Origin of the sequence: Bremerella sp. TYQ1, from assembly GCF_020150455.1 — a bacterium.
GTDB lineage: Bacteria > Planctomycetota > Planctomycetia > Pirellulales > Pirellulaceae > Bremerella > Bremerella volcania_A.
Genome location: NZ_CP083740.1, coordinates 3,527,800 through 3,542,414, shown reverse-complemented (window position 1 = coordinate 3,542,414; position 14,615 = coordinate 3,527,800). Strand labels below are relative to the sequence as shown.

Here is a 14,615-nt window from a genome sequence, read left to right as displayed (position 1 = left end):
GCTTAGTAACTCGGGGGCCATTTCACAGTAGGCCAATCTTGTAAAAGTTACCGAGCTGCTTGACGAGACAATCGATGGAAATCGCCAGAATTTTTGCCCATCAAGTCGATCTTCCGTTGGTCGAGACAACCTATCAATGGGCCAAGGGGAAATCGGTAACTGTTTTCGATAGCACCATTGTCGGGGTGGAAACCACATGCGGGATGGTTGGCTACGGAGAAGTTTGTCCGCTTGGCCCGGTCTATTTGCCGGCCTACGCAGGTGGCGTTCGTGCTGGCTTGAAAGAGCTTGCTCCGCAGCTGCTGGGGCAAGATCCACTGCAGCTGGCCAAACTGAACGAACGGATGGACTTGGTTTTAAAGGGGCATCCGTACGTGAAGTCGGCGATCGATATCGCTTGCTGGGACTTGCTGGGGCAACATGCTCAGATGCCGGTTTGCGAACTGTTAGGAGGCCGCTTCGGTGACGAGGTGTTGCTCTATCGAGCAATCTCGCAGCTTCCCCCGGACGAGATGTCGGCCAATGTGGCCAAGTATCGGGCGGAAGGGTACCAACGTTTTCAGCTGAAAGTAGGTGGCGATCCCGATCAAGACATCGAACGAATCCATGCCGCGCGGGCCGTCTTGCCACCTTCGGATCGGCTTGTCGCTGATGCGAATACCGGCTGGAGTCAACACGAAGCAATGCGTGTCGTTCGTGCGGTACGCGACTTGGACGTTTATATCGAACAACCATGTGCGACGTACGAAGAATGCGTTGCCGTTCGCCGAAGTACCGACCATCCATTTGTGCTGGATGAGAACATCGACAGCCTGCAGGCATTTCTCCGCGCGAAAGCGGACTTGGCCATGGACGTCGTTAATTTGAAGATTAGCAAGCTCGGGGGACTGACGAAAACCAAACAGCTGCGCGACCTATGTGTGTCGTTAGGAATTGCAATGACGCTGGAAGATAGCTGGGGTGGCGATGTAACGACCGCCGCGATTGCCCATCTCGCGCATAGCACTCCAGAGATGTACCGATTCACCTCGACCGACTTCAACAGCTACGTTACCGTCAGTTGCGCGGAAGGCGCTCCGCAACGAATCAACGGCGCGATGACAGCTTCGACGGAGCCTGGACTAGGCATCCGTGTCCGTCCGGAAGTCTTGGGCGAGATGGTCTTAGAAGTTACGAATCGTGAAATAGTTTGCGCGTAGTTTGCGCCTTGTTTACGAAAAGAATGCAGGTCGGAAATCACCCCAACGGTTTTCGACCGAACCAGTGCTGACAAAGGATAGCCAGACGTAAAGTACGAACTGCCAATGACTTGCCACGAGGCTTCGCTACGACAGGGGCGGAATTCGTGGATCAAACCTCCAAAATGAGTAGTTTGCTGTACAACCCACCGATATACTGAATAGATGATTCCCGCCTGTCCCGCCCCAGCCAATTTCCTCCCCATTTCCGCCGCCCAAGTGGTGATTGTTTAGGTCATGACCATGCCGCTTGAGCATGGATGTGACCCCGTCGAGACGCCCCTTCGCCAGTAACGTAAATCGCGACCGAAACTCGTTTTCGTGGAAGGACCGAACATGCTCAATCGAAGAGAACTGCTGCGTGGAGTGGCCACCGGAACTACTGCTGCCCTCGGACTGTCCCTGGTCGATCAAAACCTGCTGGCCGCTCCGATTCAAAGCAGTACGACGCAAAACTCGACGCCTAAACGCATTATTTTCTTCATGCAGAATCAAGGCTTCGATCCTGCGACTTGTATTCCCAAAGGAATGAAGAACAGCGGTTCTTTGGCCAAGGCGGAACTGCCGGAACCGATCAGCCCGCTCGAACCGTACAAAGAGCGAATGCACATCATCAACGGTCTGCATGGCCTGCATACCAGTCCGTCGCATAGTGCGTTCTTCGGGGCTTTGGGCGGTTATCGTGGAAGCGATGGGGTTCCGCCCAGCGGGGCAACGATCGACTACGAACTGAGCAAAGTGCTGCCGCAGACGTTGTTGCCGCATCTTTGTATCGGCATGGATTCGATCGAAAACATGACCACCAAGCCGACGTTGGCGACGTTATCGGCAAGTGGGGCAGGGCAGCCGATCTTCATGTATTCCGATCCAAGCCAGCTTTACCAACTGCTGTACGGCGGCATTGCCACTGGGGACATTCGTCGACAGCACGAAGCCCGGTCGAACATGTTCAATCAAATCGAAATGCTCGCCGCGGCTAAAGGAAATTCCTTGCCAGGCACCGAGCAGCAGCGGTATGGGCAGTTCGTACAAGGCTTCGAAGACATCAACGGACTTCGCGATCGACTTGGCACCGTATCAGAACATCTGAAGAAGTTCGCTCCAGAAGTCGACGAGCGATACACCAAGCCAGAATTCGAAACCGACTGGCACGATGTGCTGCTTGATCTGGGTATCTCGGCACTGACATCCGGCATCACCAACACGCTGACAATCGGCTCCGGCCGAGGCGAGATCTTCGGCGCCTGGAAGGGGCTCGGCATCGAGCAACAGGGGCACAACCTCGGGCACATGAAGCAGCCGGATAACCCAATCTGGATTAAGATTCGTCAGTACAACAGCCAGATGCTTGTCCGTATTATGCAAGCCCTCGAGGCCGTTCCAGAAGGCAACGGTTCGATGATGGACAATACGTTGATCGTCTATACCAGTAACAACGCCGATAGTCAGCACACCAAGGGATCGAATTGGCCGGTCATGCTGCTGGGGAATTTTGATGGAGCGTTCAAAACCGGATGCTTCACCCAACTGGATGGTACCCGTCCGATCAACGCTCTTTATACGTCGCTGCTGCGTGCCGCAGGCGTGACCTGCGATCGATTCAACATGAGCGATAAGCTGGCCAAGAAGTTTGATAGCGGAAATGGTCCGTTGAAGGAAATCCTGGCATGATCCGGCTCGATTCCATTTCGGCACTGCTTCTTTGCTTGACCCTACCTGCGGTCGTTCACGGCGAGAAATACACGCCGGGTCAGGGCGTCAATCAAAGCTTTGAACAGATTGGCCAGCCGTTTCTCGTGAATCACTGCGTCGATTGCCACGGAGAGTCCGATCCAGAAGCGGGCTTCTCGCTCAGCGATATCGGCCCGATCGACGAAGTGAACTCCGATGCGTGGACGGCGGTGTGGGCCCAAGTCGCACTGCAAGAGATGCCGCCGCGTGATATGCCGCAGCCAGAAATTGTCGAACGGCTTCGGTTCTCGGAATGGATCGTTGGCGAACTCAAGCGAACGCTCAAAGACAAAGGCGGCTTCCATGTCGATCGTGATCCTAACAAAGGAAATTTTGTCAATCATCAGTTGCTCTTTGGAAAGCTGCCGGAAGGGATTCAGCTGCAGCCAACCTCTTCGCCTGCTCGACTGTGGCGGGTAACGCCCCAGGAACATATCACTCGCTTGAACGAGTTGATCAATCGTGAGCCAGAATTCGATCCCGCAAAGCCCGGTCTTCGCACGCACGGAGACATGGTTCCGACCAATCATGGCGGCGAACTGAAGCTTTACTTTGGCATCGACCGCATCATCAAGTGGCAAGGAGGAACGGTCGCCTATGCCACTGCGGTGAAGAGTGTTCCTGTCGCGTTGTCTTCGGCACGCGACCATGGGCTCGAAAATTACCCTCACTTTTATACGGTCAACAGTGCCGAGGCGACTCAAATCATTGGCGTCGCCGAAGACATTATTGGCTACATGGCCTATGGTCCTTTGAGCATCGCCGAGCCGTATCAGATTACCGACAATCCCAATTCGATCAAAGACAAGATGCAGGGAGATTTGCGAGGGCTGCCGACGTCGCTGGTTTACAGCACCAAGGAAATGCGGCCGCTGACTCCCATTCGTGATTTGATGGAGAGCGAAGAAGTTACCGATGAAAGCCTCCGAGAATCGGTCGATTTCCTTTTCGAGGCGTTGACGTTTCGCCCACCATCGGCGGAAGAATCGGACGCGTACCTCGCGATTGTTAAGCAATCGATTGCCAAGCTAGGGAAAGAAGATGGCGTGGTATTAGGTTTGTCGTCGATCTTCCTCGACCGAGATGCGTTGTTTCGACCTGAATTGGTAGAAGCTGGCCAGCCAGATCGTTACGGCCGTGTAATGTTGCAAGACTGGGAGCTTGGCCTCGCCGTGAATCATGCGCTGCGTTACATCAAACCAGATGCCGAGCTGAAAGCGGCCATCGTCGAAGGGCGGATGCGAACGAAAGAGGACGTCAAGCGAGAAGTCGAACGCATGCTGGCAGACGATACGATTCGCAAGCCACGCATCTTGCAGTTCTTTCGGGATTACTTCGACTACGACTTGGGCGGATACATTTGCAAGGATACCAAAGCCCTGGCCGATACTGGGGCGCTCAATGGCCAGGCACACTACTCGGCCATGTTCGATGCGACCGCAAGTACCGACCGACTTGTCGAACTGATTCTGGAAGAGGATCAAGAGGTTCTCAAGCAACTTCTTACGACGAAGAAAGTGATTGCCGCGAATAAGGACAGCACCTATTTCGGCGAGCGGCGATCTGATAAAGAAACGGCCCAGGCAGCGGCAGAGGCTCGCAAAGTCTACAACGCGGAGATCGCCGCGTGGAAGAAAGCCAATCCCGATAAGATGCCGCCGGCCGCGTTGGTCCGGAAGTTTCGGAACGCCAATCACAAAGTAGAGGAAGCAGAATTGTCAGGCCCTGAGATCTATGCTCGTGTCGGTCGACGCAGCTTCGGAAGCGGGTCGCTAAAGCCGGAACGCGTTCTTTCGACCGTCCCTGAAGGGCAGCGATTGGGGATTTTAACGCACCCCAGCTGGCTTGTCTCGCACTCGGATGCCATGGACAACCATGCCATTCGACGAGGGAAATGGATTCAAGAACGGCTCCTCGGCGGAGGCATTCCGGACGTGCCGATTACGGTCGATGCCATGCTACCGGACGAGCCACATCATACGCTGCGTGAACGAATGCGGGTCACCCAAGAGACGTACTGCTGGACTTGTCATCAGAAGATGGATCCGCTGGGTTTGCCGTTCGAGATGTATAACCACGCGGGGATTTACCGCGAATCAGAACTTGGCAAACCGGTCGAAACCTACGGCGCGATTATCAATTCTGGAGTGCCGGAGCTTGATGGCGACGTTGCCGATGCGATCGAGTTGATCGAAAAGATTGCCGCAAGCGAGCGTGCGGAGCAAGTCTTTGTGCGGCATGCGTTTCGGTTCTGGATGGGACGCAACGAAACGCTGAATGACGCTCCGGTGCTGCAAGCGGCACATCAAGCTTATCGAGAAAACGGGGGCAGCATGAAGGCGCTGCTCACGTCACTGCTGACGTCCGACGCGTTCCTTTATCGAACGCGAGAATACCCTGCGAATGGTTCGCAAAACTAGCAGGCCACGCGCAGACTTGGCGCAAACTTCAGGCAGACTTTGAGATCTTATGGGCACAATGTGCGACTATGGCGTCACGTTGAGTGCGGCTCGGTAGTCGGCCATCGCTTTGAAGAAATCTGCTTTGGCAGAAATCTCAATAATCCTGGCATCGGTGGTCGCTTGCTCGTAGATATTGAGTTCTACGAGATCGATGTCGCCGGCATCGAACTGAATTCTCGCCAGCTTCAACGCTTCATCTGCCAGGCTGACATTTTGCTCGGCTCGGGCAATACGTTCTTTGGCGTTGATCAAAGCCGAGACGGCATCTTGAACCGCGGCGATCGTTTTGTCGGCGGTGAATTGACGCTTCGCGGAAAGTTGCTGAAGCTTCGCTTGCGTTGAAGTAATCTTGCCGAATGCTTCACGACGTTGTAGCGGAACTTCGCCGAACAAACCAAGTTCTAACTCGAACGGTGTCTTATCACCTTTAGAACTTGTCGGGTCGCCGATATCTTTCGAGGCGTACAACTGAGCGTCCAGTTTCGGTAAGACCGAGTTCTCGGCTTGCTGCAAGTCGACTCGGTTTTGACGTATCTGCCAGTCCAGCTCGGCAAGCAGCGGCGAAGCGGCAATCGCCGTATCGGAGGCATCGGCAAGGGCCTCGGTCGTGGGAAGCTCTTGCGCTGGAAAGCCATCGGGCAGCAGCGATTCGTGCGGCAGCAGTGGCTCGCCGGCAGGATCGCGGAAGAAGAGCGAAAGCTTGATTGCGGCGCTTTGCAGTTTTCGCTCCGACTCGATCACCTTCGTTTCGCGGGAAGCGATCAGCTGTTCGTTGTTGATGCGAGTGATCGGTTTCAAGTCGCCCAGTTCGATTCGCTTTTGAATGTTCTGCACGCGCTGTTGGGCCAGCGTGAGTAGGCCTTTCTGGGCGTCGCGAGCCTGTCCGGCGGCAACCCAGTCCCAGTAATAAATCGAAGCGACTCGGCTGAATTCGATGAGCTGAGCACGAATTTCGGGCTCGACGCGTTGCTGTTCCAGTTCAGCTTTGAACAACTCGGCGCGGCGTTTGTCGATGGCGCGACCTTTGAGAAGTGGAATCCCCACGCCAGCGGCGAATTCGCCGCCACCGTTAGTTTGTCGTTCTCCGTACCATGGCGGAAAGTTGCCTTCGCCGAGGCGATAGCCACTGTAGAGATAGCCGCCGGAGAAGAGTGGTTTCTCCATCGAGACGGCTTGGCGGTAGGTTTCGTAAAACCCTTCCGGGCGGGAGATCGACGAGCCTTTCAGCTTCAAGTCGAATTCGCCCCAGGCCGAGGTGTTTTGCCCCGCGGCAACGGCCCGGCTCAGGTACGCGCTTCGCAGCAATGGATAGGAAGCTTGCACCGCGGTCAGCACGTCTTGCATGTTAAGCGGCGACGGCTGGATCTCTTCCAGCGGAACAAGCTCTAGATTAGAAGGCGTGTTCGCGCGGCCCGGCAGCTCTTCATCGTACGAAACATATTGGAACTCGGACGAGTTCTGTTTGTACGATGACGGCTGTGGTGCTTCGTCGACGTTTTGTAAGGAGAGCTGTGGTTGCTGCTCGGCATATTCCGGCGGGCTTGGCGAAGCGGTACGGCATCCAGAGATGGCGAATGCGGCGCTCAACGCAAGCACGACGATCCCAACGAAACCTACTTCGGTAGCTTGACCTTCGGTTTCGCAGCATCCTTGCTCTTGGCCTTTTCGGTATCCGAGGCCGTGGGAGGAAATCCGTTTAGTTGTCGCCATATCTCGTAGCCCAGAGGAACCTGATTCAGCATGACCCAGCCGTTGGCTTGAACACCTTGCCGTAAATAACGATCGGATGGCCATGAGGATTCCTCATCTGGCACGACCAACACGCGAAAATTTCCCATTCCATCGTCCGTGGCATCGACGCTGGCGACGGTACCACTGAATGTTCCCACGGCCACCGAAGGCCACCCGGCAAACTGAACTGCCGGCCATCCTTCAAACTGCAGCCGCACGTGGTCGGCTGCATGGACCAAGGGAACATCGTTTCCGGAAACCCACAGTTCGACGGCCCGCTGACTTGTCTCAGGGACGATCGTAAACAGGGGATCTCCTTCCTTCAACATCTGCCCTTGTTCAAACACTTCGACACGATAAAGCGTGCCGTCACGCGGAGCTCGGATATTCAGTCGTTGCAGTTCCGAAAGCTTGATCTCGATGTCACGACGTTCCTTGTTGGCGGTCGCAACTTGTCCCAAGGCTTCCTGCTGCATCGCTTTGGCGTAATCGACTTTTGTCTGAGCTTCGCGTTCCTTCTGGATTCGTTCTTTGCGTTTGGCGCCCAGTTCTCCGAGCGCCGCGTTCACTTCCAATTGAGCCGATCGCAAGTCGGACTCGGCAACGTTCAAATCTTTCTGCAGCTTTTCAAGTTCCTTCTCGGATTGAAGGCCATTCTCGAACAGCTTCTTTTGGCGTTCCAAATTAAGCTGAGCTTGCAGGCGTTTCGCTTCATATCCGGCGACTAATTTTTGCTTGGCATCCCACTTGGCTTCGGCGGCTTCCACCAGTTGATCGGCAGCGGAAACGGCGGCCGATTTCGCCTCGGTGAAGTCGATGACGTTTCGTCCGTACACTTCCGCTTTGGTCTCGGCCGTGGCGACTTTTGCGTCCAAGTCTCGGAGCGAGGCTTCCAGTTGGCTGACTAAGTCGGCCGCGCTCGGTTCCATTTCAAGGATCAAGTCACCCTTTTTGACGATCGAGCCTTCGCGGAGTTCTGGCGAAATGATCGCAACAATTCCCTTCGTCGGGGCGGTCACCGTTTGTTGACGTTCCTGCGGCGAGTAAGCGATCACCTGGCCGGCTCCGCGTGCGGATTGCTGCCAGGGAACGAAAATCATGCCGACGATACTCAACAAAAGGAGGACGAGCAGTGCATTGGCAAATCGCCAGACCCAACGCGACGATTGGACTAGCTTCAGTGCTGGCAAGCTGGCGTCTCGTGATTGCGTCGAGGCCTGCATATTCGTCAAACCCATTCTCTTCATCGGAAATCGCTATGAAGAGCCCTTAGAATCGATTCGTTTTACTGTGTATTTACCTGGGTATTCTTCGTGGGGCTCGTTAGACCCAACGTAACTTGACGCTCGCATTGTTCGGCCAGCCGTTTTCGGGTGGTCGCCAGGACAAGCGTCCAGGTTTTGATCTCTTGGATGCGTGCTAGCAGACGATCCGCCATTTCGTCGGAAAGTCCATCCAGAACCCCATCGAGCAGAAGCATGCGAGGGTGGCCAACAATCGCTCGGGCGATCATCAGTCTGGCGGCCTGGCTGCGGGAAAGTTTGTGTCCGTGTGTCTGAACCATCGAGTTCAAACCGTCCGGCAGTTCTTGGAATTCGTCCAGCAGTTCGACAAGGCCCAACGCGTCGCGAACATCTTTCGCATTGATATGTGCCCGATTGAGATGGATGTTTTCGTGGATCGTGCCGTGGAAGATTTCCACTTCACCGGCCAATGCGATATGTTCTCGCAACGAGTCAGGTCGAAGCTCGCGAATGTCGATGTCGTCGAGTTCGACGCCTCCTTTCATCGGCTGACGAAGTCCGCACATGAGGCTGAGGAACGTCGACTTGCCGACGCCTGAATCGCCGTAGATCGCTGTCGAAACGCCTGGTTCAATTTCGAGGTTTAAATCGTTGAACAAAGGACGCTGCTGATTGGAAAGCGAAACACTTCGCATCCGCATGCTGGCCGGTTCTCCTTCGCGGAGATGGAACAAGCGGTCATGCTGTTCGATGCTTAGGTCGAACAGCTGCCCCAGTTTGTCGACCGAGGCGAGCAGATCGTAGAAGTTCTCGAGGTGCTTCCCAAGCTTGGCAAACGAACTGAGGATGGTCATCACAATCAGTTCGGCGGCAACCAGTTGGCCCAGCGTCATTTCGCCTGAAATGACCAGCCAGCCACCTAAGCCGAGCAAGCTGGTAGCGGCCACCGCTTGCAGACCGAGCACGAACAGGATTTGACGCAGGATGATCCGGAAGTGGGTTCGGCGTGCTTCAAGCCAATGAACGGCCAGATCGTCGGCACGTTCCAAAGCATAGGCTTGCCCGCCGTTCATTTTGAATGCCGTGGTATGCCGCGCGAGTTCTTCCAGCCAGGCGGCGACTTCGTATTTCATCTTCGATTCTTTGATCGATGTTTTCACCGCACCACGGCCGAGTCCAAAGACCGCCAACGTGAGCAGCAGCAACAGGACGATGTCGAAACCGAGCAGAAACGGGTGATAAAACGCGATCACCGCCATACCGATGAGCGTTTGCAGCACGATGGCAACCCCATCGAGCAGCAGCGTCGAGACCGCTTTTTGCACGGTCACCACATCGAAGAAGCGGTTGGTCAGTTCCGGGCCATGCTGTGCGTCGAACTCTTCCTGCTGCACGCGAGGCAATCGATACGCGAGGTCTTCGACCACGCGGATGAAAATACGACGCTGCAGCACTTCCGCAACGAAGATGATCAGGGCTCGCATGGCGGCGGCAAACAGCAGGAACGTCAGCAGCAACATCGCGAGCACGATGACCGGCTGTAAGTAGCGGCCGAACGCGACGGTGTTGACCAACACTTCCACCGCGACCGGCGTGGCCAATGCCAGTAAGCCGACAATCGCGGAGAAGATCAGCAGGATCCACAAGTCGCGGCGTTCCGGCATCAACAGCGAGATGAGCCGAGCGAACGGTTTCAGGCCGCCTTCTTTCGTCGAAGGAATGTTGGTGGGGCGTCCTTTCGCCTGGCAGCTTAGCGCCGGCTGGCCGATGATCCAGCGGTATTTGGTGTCGCGTGTCGAGAGCGAAAGTTCTTTCCGCAACGCCGACATCGAATGCCAGTGTTTGCTATCGCTTAGCGGTTCGTAGACGAGAACTTTGTTCCCTTTGGCCTCCAGGAGGACGTGCCAGTGCACGTCGCCGGATTCGTCCTCGCTGCCGTGAGCGACGGGGACTCCGTCTTGAACGAAAGCGATGATGCGATCAAGGCTAGCATCGATCGTGCGAACTTTCAGATTGATGCTCTCGCCAACTTCGACGAGCCGACGCCCCCACGCAGAGTGGTCGGTGCCGGGGATCGCGCGTTCCGCTTCGTGGAGTAATCGGCGAACTTGCCCGCGATCGAATGTCACTCGGGCTGACGAAGAGAATTGGGCTAATACTTCCGTGGCTCCTCGGAGTGAAGTATCTTCCCATTCATTCGGACGTCCCAGCGTCATTGTTTGTTATCTCAATCGGACAGGATTTTGCGCAACACGGTACCTAACCGTAGATTATCGTGACAAATATCGTTCGGAATAATAGATTTATTGCATCGGACGCATAGAAAAAATCGATACATCCAGCAAATTCACGCGGACAGTCACCGATTTCAGCCGACCAGGGCCGCTCTGCTGCTAGTCTGATACGTTTGCCGAAAGCAATTGAGACCCGGAACGATCTCGCCAATAAAAGCCGATCTCAGGCCATTTCCGTGCCGATCGCGGACCCCCGCAATTTCTTAATGTGCCGTCCAATCTAGGGACGCCCCAAGGCTTTTTGAGACACGGAAGCCAGATTCCGCGGCGTCAATTCAAACGGTCTAGGCCGCCGTAACACTGCCGAGGTGGGGAATTGGTAGGGGATTACAGAGGAATTGTTTTCCAGCGAATTCAGAAAAGTTGGAAATTGTGTGGCCGCTATCTCGGCTGTCACTCGCTGGGCTTAGTAACGAGACACTTACCGGCCACAACCCACGGCCAACCAAATTCCCTCCCCCTATCACAGGAAACGGAACCATGAAAAACGTTGCTTACCTCTTGCTCGCCGCCGTCGCACTCACCTCCTTCAACGCCAGCCCAATTCAAGCGAAAGATCTCAACTGGGGGCCCATCGAAATCGAAATTCCCGGCTACTGCCCGAAGCCGATCCAGCGACACCGACATCGTGTGACGCTGTACCACCCGATCAGTGGTGGCGTTGTTTGGTCGACCGTAGTCAATTCGCGAAGCCAAGCCGACTCGGTCGCGGATCGCTACCGCCGTCAGCACTGGAAGATCTGGAAGTACAACGGCATCGGCCAGGAACTTCACTCGCGACAGTTCAGCAGCTACCGTGCAGCCGATAAATACGATCCACCCAAGAAGCTGCTCGGTTTCAACAAGCGATACGTCCGAGCCGGACGCGTTTCGGTCCGCAAACTGTAATCCCAACCAATCCGAAGCAGAAAGCGGCATGTGCCTTCGAGCCATGCCGCTTTTTTCGTTGTTACTCTGAATCGAAACGATCATGACGATCGATGGCAGTCGGCACTTTGTTGCGACGGTCAGATCGTCTCACTAGACTGAAGACATAACTAATACTCGGGGGAGTGAAATTCGATGGATGACGAGGGCGATTTGGCTCGAGATATCGATACGTATATCGAGCGAATCAACAGCGGCGACGAGAACGCCGTTTCCGATTTACTGAATGTCACCTGTGACCGCCTGGTGCGATTGACTCGCAGCATGCTGCGAAACTTTCCGAACGTCGCGCGTTGGGAGCAAACCGACGACGTCTTCCAGAACGCATCTCTTCGCTTCTATCAGGCATTACGCGAAACGCAGCTGACCAATGCACGTCATTACTTTCGCTTGGCGGCACTGCAGATTCGTCGCGAACTGATCGACATGGCCAGGCACTATCAAGGGCCGCAGGGGATGGGGGCGAACCATCAAACGCAGTTCTCTGATCCGCAAGAGTCGCTGGCTCCTCAGCAGTTTGAACATGCCGAAGTGACCAACGACCCTGGCCATCTGGCCGAATGGCAAGAGTTCCATTCCCGTGTCGAGCAGCTTCCCGCCGAAGAAAAAGAAGTGTTCGATCTGATCTGGTACCACGAGCTTTCGCAGGAGCAAGCCGCCGGCGTGTTGCAGACGAGCGAACGTACCGTGCGACGGCGATGGCGATCTGCGCGATTGATGCTCCACGATGTTCTCATGGGTTCCGGCGTGGTCGTACCCGACGGCGAGGCTTAAGCGGTGAGTGAAACGTCTGAAAGCCGACTCGCTCAACTGTTGGATGCGTGGGAAGAAGCTGCCGAGCGAGGCGAGTACCTTCATCCGGCAGAACTTTGTCGCGACGATCCAGAGCTTCGTTTCGAGTTGGAACGGCAAATTGAAGCGTTGCAGAAGATCGATCAACGACTGCAATCGGAAGAAGTAACACTCGGATACGAGGCGCGTGACGAAGGTCGCGAAAACGACTGTATCACCAGCGCACAGTTTCGCAGCCTCCGCTTGTTGGCCCAGGGGGGACTGGGGGCTGTCTACTGTGCGCAAGATAACGAGCTTCATCGCGAAGTCGTGCTCAAGTTTATCCATCGGCACATCAGCCACAGCGACGAACATCGCTCGATTTTTCGTCGTGAAGCGGAAGTGACCAGCCGGCTCGATCACCCTGGCGTTGTGCCGGTGTATGGTCTCGGTGAAAGCGTCGACGGACGGCTCTTCTATGTCATGCGGTATATCCAGGGAGACACGCTCGACGACGCGATTTCGCAGCTGCATAACAACGGTTCGCATGCCCCCAATCAAGCACAACTGCGGCGGGTGTTGGCCCAATTCATCGCGGTCTGCAAAACGATTGCTTACGCTCACAATCGTGGAATCATCCACCGAGATATCAAGCCTGCAAACATCATGCTAGGCAAGTATGGCGAAACGTTGGTAGTCGATTGGGGTCTGGCAATTCCGTTTGGGCGAGATGATCAGTTTCGGCAAGCGGGCGAAGAAACGCTTTTGCCCAGCGACAGCGACTCGAACAGTGGCTTGGATCACGGAGCCGGAACGCCTGCGTACATGAGTCCGGAAGTGGCCGAAAGAACGGCCGCTTGTCTGACCCCTTCGACCGATATCTACAGCTTAGGGGCGACGCTTTACAAGATTTTGGTCGGCGAGTCTCCCGTGACAGGCGATAGTTTGAACGCGATTCGTCAGCAGATCATTCGTGGAGATGTCACACCTCCGACCCAAAGCAAGCCAGGCATCTCCAAAGCACTTGAGGCAATCTGCTTGAAGGCGATGTCGCTGAATCCTGCGAAGCGTTATGCCACCGCACTCGACTTAGCGCAGGACGTTGAATGTTATCTGGCCGATGAACCCGTCTCCGCATACCAAGAGCCGATGTCACGCCGCGTCGCACGTTGGTCGCGTCGGCATCGATCGTTGGTTGGTTCGATCATGGTAAGCGCCGCCGTTTTGATGGCGGTGACTGTTGGTTCCACATTGTGGCTCGGATATTTGGCTCAGAGCGAGCACGAGGCTCGGCTCATCGCTGAAAAAGCCAAGCGAGAGAGCCTTCAGATGTCCGCCAAGTTTGCTGCTCGCACGATTGCCAGCCAGATTGATTTGCGCTGGCGAATTCTGGAAGCAGCCGTACGCGATTCTGAGATCAAGGAAGTGCTCGCAGGAATCAATCAGGAACCAAACGATCTGCAGCGTTGGAGGAAGGCTCAAAACTGGTTGAATGAACAGTTCATTCAGCTTCGCGCTGAAAACGCTTTGGACTTCAACACGATGTTTCTGCTCGACGCATCCGGAACCCAGGTCGCGCGAACGCCGGTAAGTGGAACGATTGGAAACTCGTACGCGTTTCGTGATTATTTCCATGGCCTGGGGCATGATCTGTCCGCTGAAGAAGCACGTGACGTTTCGCCCATCTCGGAAGCGAGTCTCTCAGCGACTTATTCCAGCGATACGAGCAAGATCTTAAAGGTCGCGTTTACAGTACCGGTGTTCGCGGGTAGCGGTGCCGAAAAGAAAATCGTCGGCGTATTGGGAATGTCGGTCGAGTTGGGTGAGTTTGGGATTCTCGATACCGATCTGACGAGCGATCAGATGGTCGTTTTGATCGATCTTCGGCCAGACATGATCGACGGTGTTTCGCAAACCGGCTTGATTTTGCATCATCCAGCGCTCGACTATCACGAAGGAATGGCCGAAAGTGCCCGGCTGGACGAGACGTTGCTGGCCCAGTTTACGTCAGATGAAAATTCGGTGCGAATCCTCAACTATATCGATCCCTTATCGCTCGAGCACTGGACTGCCGCCGTCGAGCGTCTTGTCGTGGAAGGTAGACGTGGCAAGAATCGCTTGCCTGGCTGGGCCGTTATGGTTCAAGAGAAAGCGGAACCATAACGCGAAGCATCCACTGGGAACGCTGCGTTGCTGATCGCAGCGGCGAACGCCCCG

Annotated in this window: 9 protein-coding genes; 6 read left to right on the top strand and 3 right to left on the bottom strand. The window is 55.3% G+C overall.

The genetic code is table 11. The features are described 5' to 3' along the window. The first annotated feature begins 74 nt into the window (after positions 1-74). The 3 genes from LA756_RS14005 (at position 75) to LA756_RS13995 (ending at position 5,389) form a co-directional block, all read left to right on the top strand. Positions 75-1,199, top strand: coding sequence for a cis-3-hydroxy-L-proline dehydratase (locus LA756_RS14005; RefSeq protein WP_224435350.1), 1,125 nt, complete (start codon positions 75-77; stop codon positions 1,197-1,199). A 375-nt stretch (positions 1,200-1,574) separates the two neighbouring features. Continuing rightward, complete coding sequence (locus tag LA756_RS14000) at positions 1,575-2,909, top strand: DUF1552 domain-containing protein (RefSeq protein ID WP_224435349.1); 1,335 nt, start codon at positions 1,575-1,577, stop codon at positions 2,907-2,909. Further along, a complete protein-coding gene (locus LA756_RS13995; RefSeq protein WP_224435348.1) occupies positions 2,906-5,389 on the top strand; it encodes a DUF1588 domain-containing protein in 2,484 nt (827 codons plus the stop codon). The genes LA756_RS14000 and LA756_RS13995 overlap by 4 nt, the downstream gene beginning before the upstream one ends. 66 nt (positions 5,390-5,455) lie before the next feature. Here the strand turns inward: LA756_RS13995 and LA756_RS13990 are convergent, their stop codons facing one another. The 3 genes from LA756_RS13990 to LA756_RS13980 are packed head-to-tail and all read right to left on the bottom strand — an operon-like array spanning position 5,456 to position 10,622. After that, a complete protein-coding gene (locus LA756_RS13990; protein WP_224435347.1) occupies positions 5,456-7,141 on the bottom strand; it encodes a TolC family protein in 1,686 nt (561 codons plus the stop codon). Further along, on the bottom strand, positions 7,045-8,400 hold the full coding sequence (locus LA756_RS13985) for an HlyD family secretion protein (protein WP_224435346.1): 1,356 nt from the start codon (positions 8,398-8,400) through the stop codon (positions 7,045-7,047). Before LA756_RS13985 ends, LA756_RS13990 begins: the two co-directional genes overlap by 97 nt. A 47-nt stretch (positions 8,401-8,447) precedes the next feature. Next, positions 8,448-10,622: a peptidase domain-containing ABC transporter gene (locus LA756_RS13980; RefSeq protein ID WP_224435345.1), complete on the bottom strand. Its 2,175-nt coding sequence runs from the start codon at positions 10,620-10,622 to the stop codon at positions 8,448-8,450. Positions 10,623-11,180: 558 nt separating this feature from the next. Between LA756_RS13980 and LA756_RS13975 the strand changes: the two genes are divergently transcribed. From LA756_RS13975 to LA756_RS13965, 3 genes are all read left to right on the top strand, one after another. Next, positions 11,181-11,588, top strand: a complete 408-nt coding sequence (locus tag LA756_RS13975) for a hypothetical protein (protein ID WP_224435344.1) — start codon at positions 11,181-11,183, stop codon at positions 11,586-11,588. Positions 11,589-11,762: 174 nt separating this feature from the next. Continuing rightward, positions 11,763-12,401, top strand: coding sequence for an RNA polymerase sigma factor (locus LA756_RS13970; RefSeq protein ID WP_224435343.1), 639 nt, complete (start codon positions 11,763-11,765; stop codon positions 12,399-12,401). A 3-nt stretch (positions 12,402-12,404) separates the two neighbouring features. Continuing rightward, entirely contained in the window at positions 12,405-14,561 is a 2,157-nt protein-coding gene (locus LA756_RS13965) for a serine/threonine protein kinase (protein WP_224435342.1), read from the top strand. Positions 14,562-14,615: the final 54 nt, after the last annotated feature.